15 protein-coding genes and 2 pseudogenes are annotated in these 17848 nt (G+C 44.3%); 7 read left to right on the top strand and 10 right to left on the bottom strand.

Going from position 1 to position 17848, the window contains the following annotated elements; genetic code table 11:
* Positions 1–50: 50 nt before the first annotated feature.
* The 5 genes from cuyA (DP_RS07650) to DP_RS07625 all read right to left on the bottom strand — a co-directional run bounded on the left by cuyA (DP_RS07650) (position 51) and on the right by DP_RS07625 (position 5174).
* Entirely contained in the window at positions 51–1049 is a 999-nt protein-coding gene (gene cuyA, locus DP_RS07650) for a D-cysteate sulfo-lyase (RefSeq protein WP_041278495.1), read from the bottom strand.
* Positions 1050–1074: 25 nt separating this feature from the next.
* Positions 1075–1461, bottom strand: coding sequence for a Rid family detoxifying hydrolase (locus DP_RS07645; RefSeq protein ID WP_265588605.1), 387 nt, complete (start codon positions 1459–1461; stop codon positions 1075–1077).
* A 924-nt stretch (positions 1462–2385) separates the two neighbouring features.
* Positions 2386–3654: a dicarboxylate/amino acid:cation symporter gene (locus DP_RS07635; protein ID WP_011188747.1), complete on the bottom strand. Its 1269-nt coding sequence runs from the start codon at positions 3652–3654 to the stop codon at positions 2386–2388.
* A 109-nt stretch (positions 3655–3763) separates the two neighbouring features.
* Positions 3764–4762, bottom strand: a complete 999-nt coding sequence (gene cuyA / locus DP_RS07630; RefSeq protein WP_011188746.1) for a D-cysteate sulfo-lyase — start codon at positions 4760–4762, stop codon at positions 3764–3766.
* A 25-nt stretch (positions 4763–4787) separates the two neighbouring features.
* Positions 4788–5174, bottom strand: a complete 387-nt coding sequence (locus tag DP_RS07625; protein ID WP_265588604.1) for a Rid family detoxifying hydrolase — start codon at positions 5172–5174, stop codon at positions 4788–4790.
* Between the two features lie 378 nt (positions 5175–5552).
* Between DP_RS07625 and DP_RS17410 the strand changes: the two are divergent.
* Positions 5553–6426: pseudogene (locus DP_RS17410) on the top strand (IS5 family transposase).
* A gap of 189 nt (positions 6427–6615) precedes the next feature.
* Here the strand turns inward: DP_RS17410 and DP_RS07615 are convergent.
* Complete coding sequence (locus DP_RS07615) at positions 6616–7308, bottom strand: GntR family transcriptional regulator (protein WP_011188741.1); 693 nt, start codon at positions 7306–7308, stop codon at positions 6616–6618.
* 167 nt (positions 7309–7475) lie between these two features.
* A complete protein-coding gene (locus tag DP_RS07610; RefSeq protein WP_011188740.1) occupies positions 7476–8663 on the bottom strand; it encodes an MFS transporter in 1188 nt (395 codons plus the stop codon).
* Between the two features lie 266 nt (positions 8664–8929).
* On the opposite strand from DP_RS07610, the gene DP_RS07605 reads away from it, so the two are divergent.
* Both DP_RS07605 and DP_RS07600 read left to right on the top strand, forming a co-directional pair.
* Positions 8930–9682 (top strand): urease accessory protein UreH domain-containing protein, encoded by a 753-nt coding sequence (locus tag DP_RS07605; RefSeq protein WP_011188739.1) that lies wholly within the window; start codon positions 8930–8932, stop codon positions 9680–9682.
* Positions 9679–10092 carry a MarR family winged helix-turn-helix transcriptional regulator gene (locus DP_RS07600; RefSeq protein ID WP_011188738.1) on the top strand — a complete coding sequence of 138 codons (414 nt, stop codon included), beginning with the start codon at positions 9679–9681 and terminating at the stop codon, positions 10090–10092. The genes DP_RS07605 and DP_RS07600 overlap by 4 nt, the downstream gene beginning before the upstream one ends.
* A gap of 52 nt (positions 10093–10144) precedes the next feature.
* Here DP_RS07600 and DP_RS07595 read toward each other — a convergent pair whose 3' ends face one another.
* Complete coding sequence (locus tag DP_RS07595; RefSeq protein WP_041277767.1) at positions 10145–10489, bottom strand: hypothetical protein; 345 nt, start codon at positions 10487–10489, stop codon at positions 10145–10147.
* Between the two features lie 607 nt (positions 10490–11096).
* Here DP_RS07595 and DP_RS07590 point away from each other — a divergent pair.
* A complete protein-coding gene (locus DP_RS07590) occupies positions 11097–12446 on the top strand; it encodes an NCS2 family permease (RefSeq protein ID WP_049785148.1) in 1350 nt (449 codons plus the stop codon).
* A gap of 114 nt (positions 12447–12560) precedes the next feature.
* On the opposite strand, the gene DP_RS07585 is transcribed toward DP_RS07590, so the two are convergent.
* On the bottom strand, positions 12561–13058 hold the full coding sequence (locus DP_RS07585) for a GNAT family N-acetyltransferase (RefSeq protein WP_011188735.1): 498 nt from the start codon (positions 13056–13058) through the stop codon (positions 12561–12563).
* Positions 13059–13061: 3 nt separating this feature from the next.
* Positions 13062–13551: pseudogene (locus DP_RS07580) on the bottom strand (DUF2238 domain-containing protein).
* A gap of 868 nt (positions 13552–14419) precedes the next feature.
* Between DP_RS07580 and DP_RS07575 the strand changes: the two are divergent.
* From DP_RS07575 to DP_RS07565, 3 genes are all read left to right on the top strand, one after another.
* Positions 14420–15631 carry a response regulator gene (locus DP_RS07575; RefSeq protein WP_041277766.1) on the top strand — a complete coding sequence of 404 codons (1212 nt, stop codon included), beginning with the start codon at positions 14420–14422 and terminating at the stop codon, positions 15629–15631.
* Between the two features lie 11 nt (positions 15632–15642).
* Complete coding sequence (locus DP_RS07570) at positions 15643–16083, top strand: response regulator (protein ID WP_011188732.1); 441 nt, start codon at positions 15643–15645, stop codon at positions 16081–16083.
* A gap of 108 nt (positions 16084–16191) precedes the next feature.
* Positions 16192–17712 carry an SLC13 family permease gene (locus DP_RS07565; protein WP_011188731.1) on the top strand — a complete coding sequence of 507 codons (1521 nt, stop codon included), beginning with the start codon at positions 16192–16194 and terminating at the stop codon, positions 17710–17712.
* The last annotated feature ends 136 nt before the right edge of the window (positions 17713–17848 follow it).

The raw sequence follows: 17848 nt of genomic DNA, 5'->3' as shown, positions 1-17848 counted from the left end.
AAAAAAAAACCTTCTACTGCTCTTTTAGAGCAGTAGAAGGTTTTTTATGCTTACTTAAACGTGTCGGTATATGCATAGAGGGCGGGAGATCCACCGGTATGCAGAAATAAAACATTTGCCCCCGGGGCAAAATAATCGTTTCGAATAAGGTCGATCATACCAGCCATAACCTTGCCGGAATAAACAGGATCAAGCAGGATTGCCTCAGTTCGAGCAAGAAGCTTTACAGCCTCAACCATTGAATCGGTGGGCAACGAATACCCTGCACCGACATAGCCATCAAAACAGGTTATCTCATCGCGTGGAAACTCTCCGCGGACACCTACTCTTTTTGCAGTTTCCTTGGCCAATTTATAAACATTCTCTTCCTGGACAGCCTTAGGCTTACTTACATTGATACCACTTACTGTAATACCCGAATTAATTCCGTACATACCAACGGCAACACCAGCATGGGTACCGGCACTACCACTCGGGACAACTATATCAGTTATATTAATGTTTTGCTCAAAAAGCTGTTGCTGAATTTCCTGGGCACAGGCAACATAACCGGTTGCTCCAATAGCATTAGAGGCTCCGCCTGGAATGATATAAGGTTTTTTGCCCTGAGCCTCAAGCTCCTTGGCAAGCTTTTCCATCTCACCCATCATATCGGAACCACCAGAAACAACCTGAGTGCTCTTTACGCCCATCAGATTGAAAAGAAAGTTGTTACCGGAACCATCTTTTTTATAGCTTCCAGGAACACGCTCTTCAAGTATAAGATGACAATCCATCTCTTCCTTAACTGCCCAAGAAAGGGTCAAACGGCAGTGATTAGACTGAACAGCACCACAGGTAATAATCGTATCAGCGCCCTTCTCTATCGCATCAGCAATACAAAAATCTAATTTTCTAGTCTTATTACCACCAGCACAACCAGGCAACAGATCATCACGCTTAATAAAAACATTTACCTTACCACCCAGGGCCTTAGAAAACCTTGGTGCAGCTTCAATAGGAGTAGGTCCTTGGAGATAATTTCTTCTTGGGAATTGTGTGAGATTCATGATTTTTTTATCCTTTATGAAAAATTTATTTAACAATTACTATTGCTTCAATCTCCAGACCTGCAGCCAGAGGGAGTGCCGCTACTTGAAAGGCACTACGAGCTGGATAGGGCTGAAAAAAATAGTGGGTATAGACTTCGTTCACTGCTGCAGAATCTTTAATGTCTGCAAGATAAACAGTTACTTTTATGACATCATTGATGCTACTTCCTGCAGCTTCAACAATGGCAATAAGGTTTTTTATCGCCTGATGAGCCTGGGCAAAAATATCCCCGGTAACTATTTTCCCCGATGAAGGATCAAGGGGTAACTGCCCTGAGGTAAATAATAAATTCCCCGCTTGCACAGCCTGTGAATACGCTGCTACTGCTGCTGGAGCAGCCTCTGTCTCAATAATCTTTTTTTCAATCATAGTTGCCACTTACATAACTCCAAAGTTTGATGAAAGACGTTTAAACAACCTATGTCAAATGTCGACATTCGACATACAGAGTTACCGTATTATTTTTTATTTGTCAAGATATTAAAATATGAAAAATGGCACTTTTCAGAGCTGGCTTAGTACAATAAGTGCAACAGGGCGTTGTTAAACAAATATCTTGCTCAGGTTGACCAATGGTGTTTTCTGTAACATTTAGAAAACACTGAAAGATGCATAGGGAAGAACATAAAAAAGACCACAAATTAGCCTAAATACAACAGAGCTTTGAAGCAACAGCGTTAACGTTCTGAGTAGAAGAGGGTGTCACCAAAAGTTGATACAAGGCTGAGCAATCTGGGCGGAGAGAACGAAAGATGACAGTGATAATTGTTGCGATAGTCTAATGCTAAAATCCGTGCTCAGTCTGTCTTTGCGAGGGCAAGTGAAGAACATGATGCAGAGAAACACAGGATTTGACGTAAACTTCATGTGACGGTAAATACTGAAACGCATCAGATAATCAGCACGGAAGTATCTTTAGATACGATTCATGATTCTGAAGTGCTCGGGGCTTTGGTCAATCCGTTACGACAAAAAATAAAGCAAATTCAAGCATATGTCGTTTATAACAGAACAAAATCTTATGAGATTATTGCAAACAAGGGTGTCGGCCCATCCCCCACGAGAAAATGCTGGATTTTGGAAAGAGGGACATCCGCGCAACAACGCCGTGAAAGCTCTTCGAAAAGGGGCGCTAGAGGATTGGAAGCAAAGTACCGGGGTATCATCAGCATTCACTCGCCGAAACTGCAATATATCGTTACGAACAAAAGGCCTCCTAAGTTAGGAGGCCTTACAGAATACAAAACGAAGAATGTCCTACCTTGAACTGTTCATGATGGTAAGGTAGGAAAGTTATCCCAATTCGTCAACAATATGACCGTCACTGTCTAGGTGAACGCCACTGCCTTGCTCCAATTCATCGAGAGGGGTGTTTGCTATTTCACGATCTAACTCACCTACTAAAGACGCAACTACGACACCGGCAGAGTTATCACCGAAGATATTAGTTGTTGTGCGGAACATATCCAAAATTCGATCAATTCCGGCAACAATAGCAATCCCCTCAAGAGGTAAACCAACCGACTGGAGCACCATGGTCAGCATAATCAATCCCCCACCTGGAATACTCGCAGTTCCAACCGATGCTAAAACTGCCGTTGCCACAATTGTTCCCTGCTGGGTCAATGACAGATCAATTCCATAAGCATTAGCGATAAACATAGCTGCAACCGCCTGGTACAGGGCTGTTCCGTCCATATTTATGGTAAGCGCCATGGGCAGTGTAAACCCTGAGACTTTTGGTGAAACACCCAGCTGTTTTTGTGCACGCATGGAAAACGGGAACGCGGCGGCGGCACTACAGGTCGACAAACCTACCAGCGCTGGCTCCATCGTCTTTTTCAGGAAAGCTAAAGGAGAAATACGTGCGACAGTTGCCACAATTAGGGTATAAGATACAATAATATGTACGAAAGCGGCAAGAAGAGTACACATAATGAGTTTCCCCATTGGCATCAATATATCCAGCCCGAATTTTCCGGTTGTCCATGCAATAAGAGCAAAGACACCATATGGAGCAAAGCTAATAACGAGATCAGAAACTTTGAACATTACTTCCGCAAGACTTTGGAAAAAATCAGCAATGGGTTTACCTTTGTCGCCGGCCATGGAGAGTCCGGCTCCAAAGAGTAATGCAAAAATTATGATCTGCAGGACATTGCCTTTTGCAAGAGCCTCCATCGGGTTTAGTGGAAACATGCCGACGATCATCTGGGCAGGCCCGGGCGTATCGGGAACTTTAAAAACTTTAAGTTCACCAAGGGAAAGTCCTGCTCCAGGTTGAAAGATATTTGCAATAAGTAATCCAATACAAACAGCCAAGGTGGTTGTCACCATGAAGTACACCAGAGTACTAATTCCTGTTTTTCCTAGATTTTTAATATTTCCAGTGCTGACAACACCTGTAATAAGAGTTGAAAGAATCAGGGGCACAACTATTAAACGAAGGCAACGAATGAAGATATCACCGATAGGCTTTAAGTATTCGGCTTTTTCTCCAAGAATCAGACCGGCAATTACACCAAGAACTAAGCCAATCATTATTTTGTGATACAGTTTCATTATAAAATTCCTCCATAATTATGCTGTAGGTTTGACAGAAGTCATTACCTTTTTAACTAAACTATATAAAAAAGGCACCGAGACAAGGGTCACGGTGCCATGAATTTAGCTATTTAAACGTATCGGTATATGCATAGAGGGCGGGAGATCCACCGGTATGCAGAAATAAAACATTTGTTCCTGGAGCGAAATAATCGTTTCGAATAAGGTCGATCATACCAGCCATAACCTTGCCGGAATAAACAGGATCAAGCAGGATTGCCTCAGTTCGAGCAAGAAGCTTTACTGCCTCAACCATTGAATCGGTGGGCAGAGAATAACCTGCACCTACATAGCCATCAAAACAGGTTATCTCACCGCGTGGAAGCTCTCCGCACACACCTACTGCTTTTGCAGTTTCGTATGCCAACTTATAAACATTCTCTTCCTGGACATCCTTAGGCTTACTTACATTGATACCGCTTACCCTAATACCGGAATTAATTCCGTACATACCGACGGCGACACCTGCATGGGTACCGGCGCTACCACTCGGGACTACTATATCAGTTATATTAATGTTTTGTTGAAAGAGCTGTTGTTGAATTTCCTGGGCACAGGCAACATAACCGGTCGCGCCAAGAACGTTAGAGGCACCGCCTGGAATGATATAAGGTTTTTTGCCCTGAGCCTCAAGCTCCTTGGCAAGCTTCTCCATCTCACCCATCATATCGGAACCACCAGGAACAACCTGAGTGCTCTTTACGCCCATCAGATTGAAAAGGAAGTTGTTACCGGAACCATCTTCTTTATAGCTTCCCGGAACACGCTCTTCAAGTATAAGATGACAATCCATCTCTTCCTTAACTGCCCAAGAAAGGGTCAAACGACAGTGATTAGACTGAACAGGACCACAGGTAATAATCGTATCAGCGCCCTTCTCTATCGCATCAGCAATACAAAAATCCAATTTTCTGGTCTTATTACCACCGGCACAACCGGGCAACAGGTCATCACGCTTGATGAAAACATTTACCTTACCACCCAGGGCCTTAGAAAACCTTGGGGCTGCTTCAATAGGAGTAGGTCCTTGGAGATAATTTCTTCTTGGGAATTGGGTGAGATTCATGACTTTTTTATCCTTTATGAAAAATTTATTTAACAATTGCTATTGCTTCAATCTCTAAACCTGCAGCCAGAGGGAGTGCCGCTACTTGAAAGGCACTACGAGCTGGATAGGGCTGAAAAAAATATTGGTTATAGACTTCGTTAACTGCTGCAGAATCTTTAACGTCTGCAAGATAAACAGTTACTTTTATGACATCGTCGATGCTACTTCCCGCAGCCTCAACGATGGCAATAAGGTTTTTTATCGCCTGATGGGCCTGGGCAACAATATCCCCCGTAACTATTTTTCCCGATGAAGGATCAAGGGGTAACTGCCCTGAGGTAAATAATAAATTCCCCGCTTGCACAGCCTGTGAATACGCTGCTACTGCTGCTGGGGCAGCCTCTGTCTCAATAATCTTTTTTTCAATCATAGTTGCCACTTACATAACTCCAAAGTTTGATGAAAGACGTTTAAACAACCTGTGCCAAATGTCAAATGTCGACATTTGCTATACAGGATTAACGTATCCTTTTTTGTTTGTCAAGATATTAAATTGTGGGAAATTGGTCTTTTTTAGACGTTTCTCATGAGCTCTGAGGCAACATCTTTGTGGGGCAGCCAGCCAAAGAAACAAGCTTAAAAGACTGATTGGAATGATGATTACAAAGCGAAGGTGTTCTTTGATTAGGGGACGCCAACAGTATGCTCGGGCCTTGTTGCACAAATAGAAATTGCTAGCATTGCTCCTCCAATGTTTTCTTGTAACATACAGAAAACATTGGAGGAGCAATGAGAGAGCAGGGGAAAGATCAAAAATTGGCCGGAATATAACAGGACACTGAAGCAATGGCGTTGACATTTTGGGTGGACAAGAAAGCAATTGAAAGTTGGTACAGCACGACACCATCGGGACAGCGTGGCCGTAGCCGCAAGTACACTGATGATGCAATAACCACCTGTTTAATGTGGAACCATTTACGGCCTATCTCTCAGAGGTACTGAAGGTTTTCTGAATTCACTTTTTGAACTGATAGATATCGACCTCCAGGCACCTGATACACCTGTTAGCAGACGTGCCCAAACTGTTAAGGTGAATTATAGGCTGCCAAGTCGTGGGCCGATTAAGCATATCGATTCGACGGGGCTTAAAGTCTATGGAGAAGGAGAGTGGAGCGTCAGAAAACATGGGGCTTCCAAACGTAAAACCTAGCGTAAGATTCACCTTGTAATCGATGCCGAGACTGATCGCCTAAGTGGTGAAATCTCGCTAGAGCGCGTTCATGACTCCAAAGTTTTAGGGCATCTACTGAATCCTCTTCGACGACGCATAAAGCAGATATCAGACAATGGTGCATACGATACGAAAGAGTGCTATGAAATTATTGGAATCAAAGGTGTCTGCTCATCCACCACGGAAAAATGCTGCTATGTGGAAGGAAGGCCATCCAAGAAATGAGGCTATAGGAGCATTGCGAAAAGGTGAGTTGAAAGAGTGGAAAGCAAGCACAGGGGTATCATCAAAGGTCTCTTGCTGAAACAGCGATGTATCGCTACAAACAGTTGATCAGTGGCAAATTGAGCCTTCGCGATTACAATGCGCAAGTGGTAAGTCGGCTTGCGTCAAAGCATTAAGCAAGATAACTGCTTTGGGAATGTCCGTTAGAGGAGCTGTTTGTCGTTAGAACAGTACAGCGATGGGGCATTGAAAACTTGCCGTTTGGATTTGTTCAACAACGCCCACTTATTCTACTCACCCAGCTCCAGCCAAAGGAATAAACTTAAGAGGCTACTTGGAATGATGATTACAGGTCGAAGATATTCTTTGCTTAGGGGACGCCAACAGTGTGCTCGCCCCCCCCTCGGCTGTTAAATCAGTCTTGATTTATTCCTTTATTTGTTAAATCAATTTTATCTATACCATAGCGTGACATTCTCAGTCCTGAATCATTATAATGCTTTCTAATGACTTTCTCTAATTCCACGAGGTCACCATTTTTTATAGCATCAACAATTGCCTTATGACGGGAATAGACCTCTGCCACTGAAAACAGATTACGCCAATAACGAAATAGCAAAAATTTTGAAATCTCCTGACAGGATCGCCGACAAAGCTCAATCAATAGTTGATTATCAACACGGGAAAACAGCACGTCGTGAAAATGATTGTCGAGGGTGGCAAGCTGTTCGCTACGACTGTCCGAGTCAGCGAGATCATGCATTTTTTCTACAATTTTTTCGAGCCTTACAATATCTTTTGCTAAATAGGCGTCCAGGGACTTGGCAACCGCTGCTGCCTCAAGAACACCGCCCGTAAAATAACTATCAATAATTTCTTTCGAGGTTAATGCGGTTATATATTTTCTCTTTTGAGGCTTAGAAGAAACCAGACCTTCGTTTATAAGTATTTGCATTGCCTCTCGAACAGGGGCACGGCTAATATCTAATTTTTTTGATATTTCTGCTTCTTTAACCTGATCGCCAGGGGCAAGCTCCCCCTTAAGGACCATATCTTTAATATATTTAACTACCTGGCCACTATAAGTAATTTTTACTATACCTGCCATATTGTTTATGAAACCCTATTCTATTTTATGCATTATGCGCTTTTGATAAAAAATGTCGACATTCGACACAACTCATCTAAATATACACTAGAAAAATGAAAAGACGCAACTCTATTTTCGCAAAAAAACCTTTCAGAACGTTTTGTCCAAGGTGCCTTAAAGAAAATTTACCGAAGGGTATGCCCCAGCTGTCGCTGACAGATAAGGAGGAAGATCATAGCGAACAAGCCACCTCCTATCCAGAAATAGAAGGCCGCTGACCAGCCCCAAATATCAGTCAAAAAGCCGCTTGTCACACTGGTTATGGCTGCTCCCAGATAACCTATACTATCAATAACGCCAACAATGGTTGCCATATTCTTTTGCTTGCCAAATATCATGGGAAACTGAGAAACCAGAAGAACCTCTGTACCATAGGCTGTGGCCCCGACGAAAACAAGACAGGTCAGCGAGACAAGAGGATCGGTGCTATAGGGAAAAAGAAGGACAGAGAAGAGAAGAACAACCATGGCCATGACGCCGACAAAGAGTCGCCTCTTGGCAAAGAACTTATCACAAAGCCAGCCTATAAAAAGGCTACCCAGGGCTCCGGCTATGGGAAAAAGGAGGGCCTTATGGGTCGCCTCCTGAATATCTCCACCCTGCTCAAAATAGTATATGGGTGCCCAGGTCATAAATCCATAGATCACGATATTAAGCCCTAAAAGGGTAAAACCCACATACCAAATTTCCCTCTCAGCCAAAACAGCGCCCAAGGTCTTCAAGATAGACTGTCTGGCAGGGGTAGTGGCCTGTGGATATTGCTCTATATAGATCAGGTAGAGAGCTAAGATGACTGCGGCGATGAGGGTTGGGCCATAGAAGACAAGACGCCAGGAGTAGTTTTGGGCCAGATAACCGGCAAGAAGCCAACTCAGAGCACTGCCGATAATATATGAGGTACCAAGAATCGCCGAGGCCCGACCCTTCTGCCCCTCCTCAAACCACGGTGAAGTCATCTTCACCGTAGGCGCCCAGCCCATTGCCTGAAAAAAACCATTTATAGACCAAAGAAAAACAATGCCGAAGAGGCTACCAGCAATAGACGGAAAGGCCAGATTAACAAGAATGGAGCAGAGCAGGCCAAAGACCAAAATCCTTTTCGGTCCTAGTCTGTCACTGAGCACCCCACTTACCACCAGGCCAAGGGCATAGAGCATAAAAAAGAAACTTGCCCCCAGGCCAAGTTCTCCTCTGCTATAGCCATATTCGGCCATGATTCCCGGCATAGCTATACCATAGTTGAGTCGCAACAGATAAAAATTGGCATAGCCAAACCAGAGGATAAAAAGCGCTTTCTTCTGTTGTCGTGTCATATTTTTTAACTTTTCATAGGATGAACTTCACCTCTCCTCGGTAGAGAGATGCAAAACAGATAACTAGAGGATAGCAAAAAAATCAATATTAGCATTAGAAATATTTGTAAAAAACAGAAGGGTACTGTTACCCTTTGCAGCATGAACTGAGCCCACATAGCTTGAAGAACAAACATCTTGACTTTCAAACTAAATGTAATAATATCTCCTGATACTTTTTAGAAAATAGTTTTTATGGCACTCAAGCCCTCAGTTTAGGAAATAAGATGGAACTCAACACCCTATTGCTTGCAGCACTACAGTCGAGCTTTATACTCGGCCTGCTTCACGGGATAAACCCCTGTGGACATTCATGGCTCGTTCTCGCCCCATTTACTACGGGAGAAAAAAACGGTAAACGTGTCGCCCTGCTAAGCTTCGCCTTCCTCTTTGGAACGGCGCTTGCCTGTATTGCCCTCGGCGCAAGCCTGGGGGCTGTATCTCAATCCCTGCCCGCTTCAGTTGGCATCTGGGTTGAAGTTATCACCTCGCTAGCCCTTTTGCTCATCGGCGCCCTCCTGCTCTATAAACCCCATATACTCCACAACCATGATCACGAGCACGACCACAATCATGACTGCCATCATGATCACGACTGCCATGATCATCGGCCAGGCATCATGGCCCGGCTTAAGAAATTCACAAAAAACAAAAAAATACTTCCATATGCCCTTTTTAGCATTGGCTTTATCAATATGATCATTCCATGTCCCACCGTGGCGGTCATGTATGGTTATGCCCTAAATTCCGGGAGCTTGCTCTCGGCAACCCTTGTCTTTGCCACCTATGCAGTTTCAACAGCAGTTGCCGTCGGCCTGGTTATTTTCCTCATATTCAAGGCAACACATATGGCCCATTCACTGCAAAAGGAGTGGATAGAGCCCTTTATTATGAAGCTGTCAGGATTGGTAATTATTGTTTTTGCTGGATATGGACTCTATGGGGCAATTATTTCCTCTACATACAGGGGGGCAGTATGAGTGTAGAACAACTCTCACATCAGTTGGTAGAATTTTATGACAAAATTTCATCCTGGGAACATTCCGTAGTCAAAGAAAGTGGTCTCTCTCCCACCCAGATGCATACGATTGAAATAATCGGTCATAACCAAGAGATGCGAATGAAGGAACTTGCAGAAAAATTGGGAATCACCACGGGAACACTAACCGTCGGCATAGATAAACTTGAAAAGCAGGGGCTTGTGCAACGAAAACCCCATGAAAAGGATCGCCGGTCATGGTTGATTGTTTTAACAGAAAGGGGAGAGGCAATGTTTAAAGAACATCATAGGTTCCATCAAGCATTTACCCAAGATATTTGTGCAGAACTCACCTCAGAGGAGGTGGCAAGTCTCGCAAGACTGTTAGGCGCAGTGCTCAACAAAATGTAAAATTAGCAACCCTACTTCGCAGAAGTGTATCCCCTGCGAAGTAGGAAAATCTCTAGAACAGGTCTAAAATCTTTGGCTCTGTTTTGAGCAAAGCAATAAATCTGGCACTCAGGGTAAATGACACTCCCATATCCTCATCCTGCTTGGCTGCAAAAACCCTATATGAGTCTATGCTTCCATCCCTCTTGTCAATGGAGTGAGAGAGACGGAACAGAAGTTCAAACTGCTCACGGAGATAGGGGAGATGCTCTTTATCATCCACCTCTAACTGATAGGTCGTATTGCCTGTTTCAAGGGCCTGAACAACCATATCCTTTACTCTCTCTTGAAAATAATCTTCAATGCCTTCCATCCTACGAATTTCTATGGGTGCGGCCTCTTCAAAGCTAAAATCCATTATCTCACTCTTTTTCTTAAATATTTCTAGATAAATACAACTCAGAATAGTTTGCCTACAGCTGTCCTGCATCATGCCGGTCAAACAATAGTACTGGCCCAAACTCTACCCCAAAGAGAAAAGATCTTCAACTTATCGTCGCCCCTCCCATCTACCCCGATCATCACAGCGGACAAAGTCCTCCCGGAAGGGCCCCAGTAAAGAACTTCACGATCAAGGTCACGATCAAAGTCATGCGCAAAGACTCTGGCAAAAAAAATCCCCAACTTTGTGGGGAAAGCTAGGGATTAAGAAAGGAGAGAGATAAGTGATCGAAAAGGTCACTTAGATGCTAAGACAAGTATAGGCGGGCCAAAAACGTTTTACAAATTTTTTTTTGTTTTGCAGAAAGACAAAAGCCTTCAATCCAGCCAGAGAGACCATAAATGGGTTGATTTTTTTTCCCCTGTTTGTTCTCTATACTCAGTATAAAAGCCCACAACCCCCCATCGGGATTGCGGGTTTTTCTGTTTTTTAGTCAATACAGACCAGAGCAGACTGTATATTGGCATTTTTCGCCCACCTGAGAAGATCCATCTCCAAAATAAGAGTTCAAAAACGTAATAACATGATATCTCCAAACAAGTCACCGAAATCCAGGCTATCCCTCATTGATAGTTATTTTAAAATTTCTGAACGGGGTAGTAACCTACGCCGAGAGATAGTTGCAGGACTTACTACCTTCCTCTCCATGGTATATATGGTTGTGGTCATTCCTAATATGCTGGGCCAGGCAGGCTTTAACGGCGGTGCTATTTTTATTGCGACATGTCTGGTTGCAGCCTTTGGCTCAATACTAATGGGAGTATGGGCCAACCTGCCCATGGCCGTCGGCTGTGCAATATCGCTTACCGCCTTTACCGCCTATAGCCTTGTCCTCGGGCAGGGAATTCCAATTCCCGTGGCTCTCGGGGCAATCCTGCTTATGGGTCTTATCTTTACCGCCGTTACCATCACAGGAGCTCGGCAGTGGATACTGAACAACCTCCCCCTTGGTATTGCCCACGGAACAGGAATTGGTATTGGTCTCTTCCTCCTCCTCATTGCCACCAATAATGTCCAACTTATTGTGGCAAATAGTGCCGGCCTACCAGTAAAATTAGGGGACGTCACCAGCCTCCCGGTAATTGCCACCATCATTGGTCTGGCTGCAACCATCGGCCTTGAAAGTAAAAGGGTACCAGGGGCCATCCTCTTGGTTATTATTCTCCTCTCCACCTTTGGCCTCATCTTTGATCCTCAGGTAAGCTTTCAAGGAATTGCTGCCATGCCTGATTTTGGGGCAAAAGACAGCCTCATTGGTCAATTCGATCTAATGGGAGCCCTCAATCCCGCCCTGCTACCCGTGGTTTTTGCCCTGGTAATAACCGCTATCTTTGATGCAACGGGCTCCATCCGGGCCCTTGCCGGTCAGGCAAACCTGCTCGATGCCAGTGGAAAAATCATCGACGGCGACAAGGCCCTCACCGTCGACTCTATCAGCAGTATTTTTGCAGGATTTGTTGGTGGAACACCTGCTGCCGTGACCATTGAATCGGCTGCCGGCACCGCCGCTGGTGGCAAGACAGGTATCACCGCAATTGTGGTGGGTCTGCTTTTTCTCTTTATGCTCTTCTTCTCACCACTGAGCCACCTTGTCCCATCGTACGCCACAGCCCCTGCCCTTATGTATGTTGGTCTGTTAATGCTCAGCAACGCCACCAAGCTAAAAATGGATGACAGGGTGGACGCCCTCTCCGGCCTCACCTGCGCAATCTTCATTGTCCTGAGCTGCAACATCGTCACAGGTATCACCCTGGGCTTTACCACCCTGGTCTTTGGTCGGCTCTTTAGTGGAGAGTGGAAAAAGCTCAAGCCAGGGGTAGTTATCATTGCCCTCTGCCTGATAGGATTTTATGTCGGTGGTTGGGCAATTTAATCCCAGCAGAAGGCTCTCCCCACCAGCCACCCTCTTCTCATTAAACCCGACAGTCTCTTTAAAGACTGTCGGGCTTTTTGTGCCACTATCCCCGCAGTCAGCCTCTACAGCCCGCTATACGATATTCCTTACCATGAACTGGGCCCCAACCCCGTACTCCTTAATATCGGCAACCAATTCTGAATGAGGGGTAAAGCCAAGTTTATGCCAAAATTTGGGACCCTCCTGAACGGCAACAAGGGTTATAGAAGAAAAGCCCTGCTCCCGTATTAATCGACAGAGCTTAGCAAAGAGTTCAGCACCCAGGCCCCTGCCCTGATACTTAGCTGAAATGGCAAGATCATGAATAAAAATATTCCCCCTCTCCACAGAGCCGCCTAATTTGGTTTGGCTATTGAGGGCAGGAACAGTACAAGCATCCAGAGGATAGGCAAGACAGTAACCGGCCAGTTCTTCACTCTCTTCCACCGCCACCAGGCAGGTGGCCGGGGAGGCAAGGTACTTACTCTGCAAAACAACAAGCTCCTCACCTAGAGAGGGGACATAGACCTCCTCCTCAATTTTTTCAATATAGGGCCAATCAGCATCTTCTATTCTACGAAATATTACCATTATCTAAGATCCTTTTATCTTTTGTAGCTGTTTATCATGATATCTGGAGAGGCAGAGCAGAGCCAAAATAGCACCCAGAAGGGCATAGGCCATATCAAACTGAGTATCCCATCGCCCCCTGGCCACCAAGAAAGGCATCGGCAAATTCACCTGAAATTATTGCCACAGTCCACTCTATTAATTCATAAAATGCACTAAAGGCAAGGCAGAAACAAATAATAAAGAAATTCTGCCAGGCACAAGAGGTGAAGACCTGCCTGCAAATAATAATTTCCCGGGCAAGCAGAGCAGGGACAAAACCCTGAAAAAAATAGCCCAGCCCCGTGAGCCTGAAGCTCCTATAGGTGCAGAAGAGAAGCAGAGCGCCAATGATGGCCGGTGCCACCTCAAGAAACCAACTGATATAGTCCTTAGGCTCGATGGCTGACCAGATCAAAACGACAAGAAAAATAACAGCCCATAAATATTTGAAAAATCCCTCCTCATTAGACACAAAGCTAGTAAAAACAAGTGTTTTCTTAGAAACTGCCCCATACATCCTTCTACCAACCAGATAAGGAAATTACAATTTTTCAAACCGAATTGGGAGTCACTATATATATTTTTTTCTCCTTCCCACAAAAAGGTCCCCTTGACACAATTTTCCCCCTTACAACCATCATTCCTAAACTATTTTACAATATACCGTTACAGCCATCTCTCAGAAGCATTTCCTATATCATCAAATATAAAATGCAACCTGCTACTGACCTATGTTTAACAAATAGAACTCTCAATTTAGCTTACCAAATGAGAACATAAGAGAAGTTTCTCACACAAAAATAACTTTACAACCTCGCCTCAAACACCTCTGGTTTCCTCAAATCGCAACCGAAACGACAATCCATAACCCGTTATTCACCTTGTACCCCCTGCACGCCTAGGCCCTGCCAGAGACCGTCTAGGTGACCTCCAAAGAACGACCATACCGTAAATAAGCGTATTGTCACAATAAACGTTACTAATGGTCCGCTGGAAAAACACTTTTTTTATTTGAATTAACCTTTAATTTGCTCATATACTATTTAAGTAGCAACTTAAAAAGTATTTTGCCTCCTTTATAAAAGAGACGATTATCTGCAACTATTTTTTATTGATACGCAAAGACCTATGACAAACCGGCAAATGCATAGATAGCTGATTGCTAAAGGGAACCTTGAAAAATAGCCTTTTCTTAAAATTTCTTGGTTATTCAAAATAATTTTATAAATACCTCAAAATCAGTGATTACCTGAGATCTAGCGAAATTTTCAAATCACCCTAACTGACTACAAAAAAAATTATTACGGTATTTGAACCAATTTAAAATAGAGGAGAAATTTATGTCATCAATTGCTTTTTTCCCATACGAATTCAGCCAAGGCACAGAAATTATTAATGAGTTGTCCGGACAGCTCCAGCTAACGAAATACGGCGACGAAGATCTTATTAAAGAAACTGCCAGCCATTTTCATTGCCAGGAAGATCCACTAAGAACATTGCTCACAGACAAGACATCAGTCTTTAATCAATTCACCTTGAAAAAAGAGAAAGCCATAAACATGTTCCGCCAGATCTTGGTCAAGAAATTAAGTACCGGCGATAAATATCTCTTTTTTGGCTACCACAGCCTGCTTATTCCACTAAAAATAACAGAGGTCCTCACCGTACTTGTCACAGGCAACAGAGAGGAAAGAGTTCAACAGGCACAGGCTGAGGGGTTTTCTGTAAAAGAAGCCCTGAAAAGAATTAGACAAGAGGACAGTAAAGCCTATAGCTGGTCAGACTTTCTCTATAAGAAAGAGGCTTTTGACTCCTCCCTCTACGATATAATTATTCCACATAATGGGCAAAACCTCAAAGAGATTGTCAATCAAATAACCAGCTTTTATAGAAAAACTTCAGTGCTCCGATCAGCCGATTCCCTCCAGGCAATCAAGGACATGCTCTCTGCTGCGGAAGTTGAGCAAAAATTGTTAGAGAATGGCCATGCCCTCACCGTTACCTGCCAGGGAGGGAGTGTTGACTTAAAGGTTCATAAAACTGTTTTCAACTTTGACAAGCTCACAGCTGATCTCACATCGCTCATCTCAGATATTGCCGGAGTAAAGGATATAAAGGCAAGCAAGGCGATTGATTATTCGGATTCTATATACCGCCAACAAAAATTTGAGTTACCATCCAAGGTACTCTTTGTTGACGATGAACAGGAGTTTGTCCAAACAGTTTCACAGCGTCTTATTAGTCGCGATGTCGGCACCTACGGTGTCTATAACGGCGAAGACGCCTTGGAACTTCTCAAAGAGGACCGGCCCGATGTCATGGTTCTTGACCTCAAAATGCCAGGCATGCATGGTGTAGAGGTTCTCCACAGAACAAAAAAGCAATACCCCGAAATCGAGATCATTATCCTCACCGGACATGGTGATCTGGAAGATGAGAAGGAGTGTATGAGCCTTGGGGCATTTGCCTATATGAATAAGCCCGTCGATATAGAGGAACTTTCTGCAGCCATCAATGCTGCCAATAAAAGCCATCAGCAAAAATCAGCATAGAGGAGCAGACCATGGCAGAGACAATAAAAGCACGGGTACTTTTGGTTGATGATGAAAAGGATTTTATTGAGACTCTTTCAAATCGTCTACAAATACGAGGCCTCACCGTCAGCACATCCACCTGCGGCCAGGATGCCTTAAAACTTATCGAAAAGGAAAAATTTGATGTCGTTGTCCTCGACCTCACCATGCCCGGCATGGATGGCCTGGAGACCTTGAAAAAGCTCAAGGAAACGGCACCGGACACTGAAATAATCATGCTCAGTGGCCATGGCACCATACAGGCAAGTACAGAGGCAATAAAGCTCGGTGCTGAAGATTTCTTAGAAAAACCTCTGGATCTCCCAAAACTTCTAGAAAAAATCAGTGAGGCAAAAGATAAAAGAATCCTTATCTCACAAGAAAAAGCCACAGAAGCGATCAAAGAGATCTTAAAGAACAGGGCCTGGTAACAACCCCGACCTTACAAAAAATTAAAGGTGCAACTAAAACAGACAGCTGAGGTGTGCCCTCTGCGCCTGACAAGCTTTAGTGCCTGACTTATATCCCTGGAGGCAACCATGCCAGCATCACAAATAGATGCAAGTGATAATCAGCTCCTACAAAAGGAAAGCTCCGGAAAAGACACACCCTCAACAACGAAAATTGATATAAAAAGAATTTTTTTCCTCCTGCTTGGACTTGGTGTTTTCCTGGCAATCTACTATGCCCCAAACTGGGCACCGGCAATCGACCCCGCCGGCACAGAGTTTCCCCTCAGCCACGAAGCAAAGGGAGCGCTTGCCCTCTTTGGCCTCGCCGCAATCTGGTGGGTTTTTGAAGTTGTCCCCATTGGCGTCACCAGCCTTGCCATTGGCGCGGCTCAGGCACTCTTTCTTATTCGACCAGCCAAGATTGCTTTCAAAGATTTCATGGATCCATCGGTGCTCTTTATCTTTGGTTCCATTGTCATCGGCATGGTCTTTACCAAGACAGGCCTGACCAAAAGAATCGCCTACAAGATGCTCTCAATAATCGGTGAGAAGACGAGCAGGATCTATCTCGGTTGCTTTGTTATGACGGCAGCCCTTACCCATCTCATGGCCCACACGGCGGTGGCAGCAACAATGTTTCCACTCCTCATGACCATCCATGCTCTCTACGTGGACAAGGAGGGAGACAAAACCCGCTTTGGTCGAGGACTCTTTATCGGTATGGCCTTCGTTGCCGGGGCCGGCAGTATTGTCACCCTGCTGGGGGCCGCACGTGGGGCTGTAGCCCTTGGTTTCTACAAAGATATCACCAATATTGACATCTCATTTTTCGAATTAACCATGTACATGTTCCCCATTGGCTGGCTGATGGTCTTCCTGCTCTGGGGCTATTTCATGGTATTCTGCAAACCCGAAAAAGACAGTATCCCGGGCCTCCAGGAAAGATCCAAAAAAATGTATATAGAACTCGGGGCCTGGACCCGAAACGAAATAATTGCCCTTATGATCGTCTTCTTAATTATTCTGGTCATTGCCCTGAAAAATTTTGTCCCTATTTTCGCCAATTTTGACAAAACGGGGGTAATGCTGGTAGGCACCATCTGCTTTTTTATCTTTAACATTTTAGATATCGATGACCTTGAAGAGATTCCCTGGAACATCATACTTCTCTTTGCAGGTGCCATGTCCATTGGTTTTTGCCTCTGGGATACGGGGGCGGCAAAGTGGCTTGCCGTTAACTGGCTTCAGCTCTTCACCGATGCGCCGGCCATTGTCTTCATCCTTGGCATGGCCTTCTTCGTCATGATAATGACCAACTTCATTATGAATGTGGCAGCCATCGCCATCTCACTGCCCGTAGCCCTGGTTATTGCTCCATACCTGGGCGTTACCGGAGAGGTGATTCTCTTCTCGTCACTGGTCACAGCAGGAATGCCCTTTCTCCTTCTGGTGGGAGCAGCTCCAAACGCAATTGCTTATAATTCCAAGCAATTCACCACAGGACAATTCGTACTCTATGGCATCCCGGCGAGTATAGTCTTGATGGTTGTTGTCTGGATTTCAGTACAATTTATCTGGCCACTCATGGGTATGAAGATATATATCTAAAGGAAGACTTCATAAAAAGTAACATCCTCTTTTTTGTTAAGTGGGATGGAACATAATAAAGGCCACGGATCAGAAAAAAATTTCTGTTCCGTGGCTCTCAGATAAAAAAACAGTTTTTGAAGGTACGACATTTATT

It is taken from the genome of Desulfotalea psychrophila LSv54, from assembly GCF_000025945.1.
GTDB classification, from domain to species: domain Bacteria; phylum Desulfobacterota; class Desulfobulbia; order Desulfobulbales; family Desulfocapsaceae; genus Desulfotalea; species Desulfotalea psychrophila.
The sequence above is the reverse complement of the archived record's forward strand: the minus strand, read 5'-3'. Positions and strand labels throughout refer to the sequence as shown.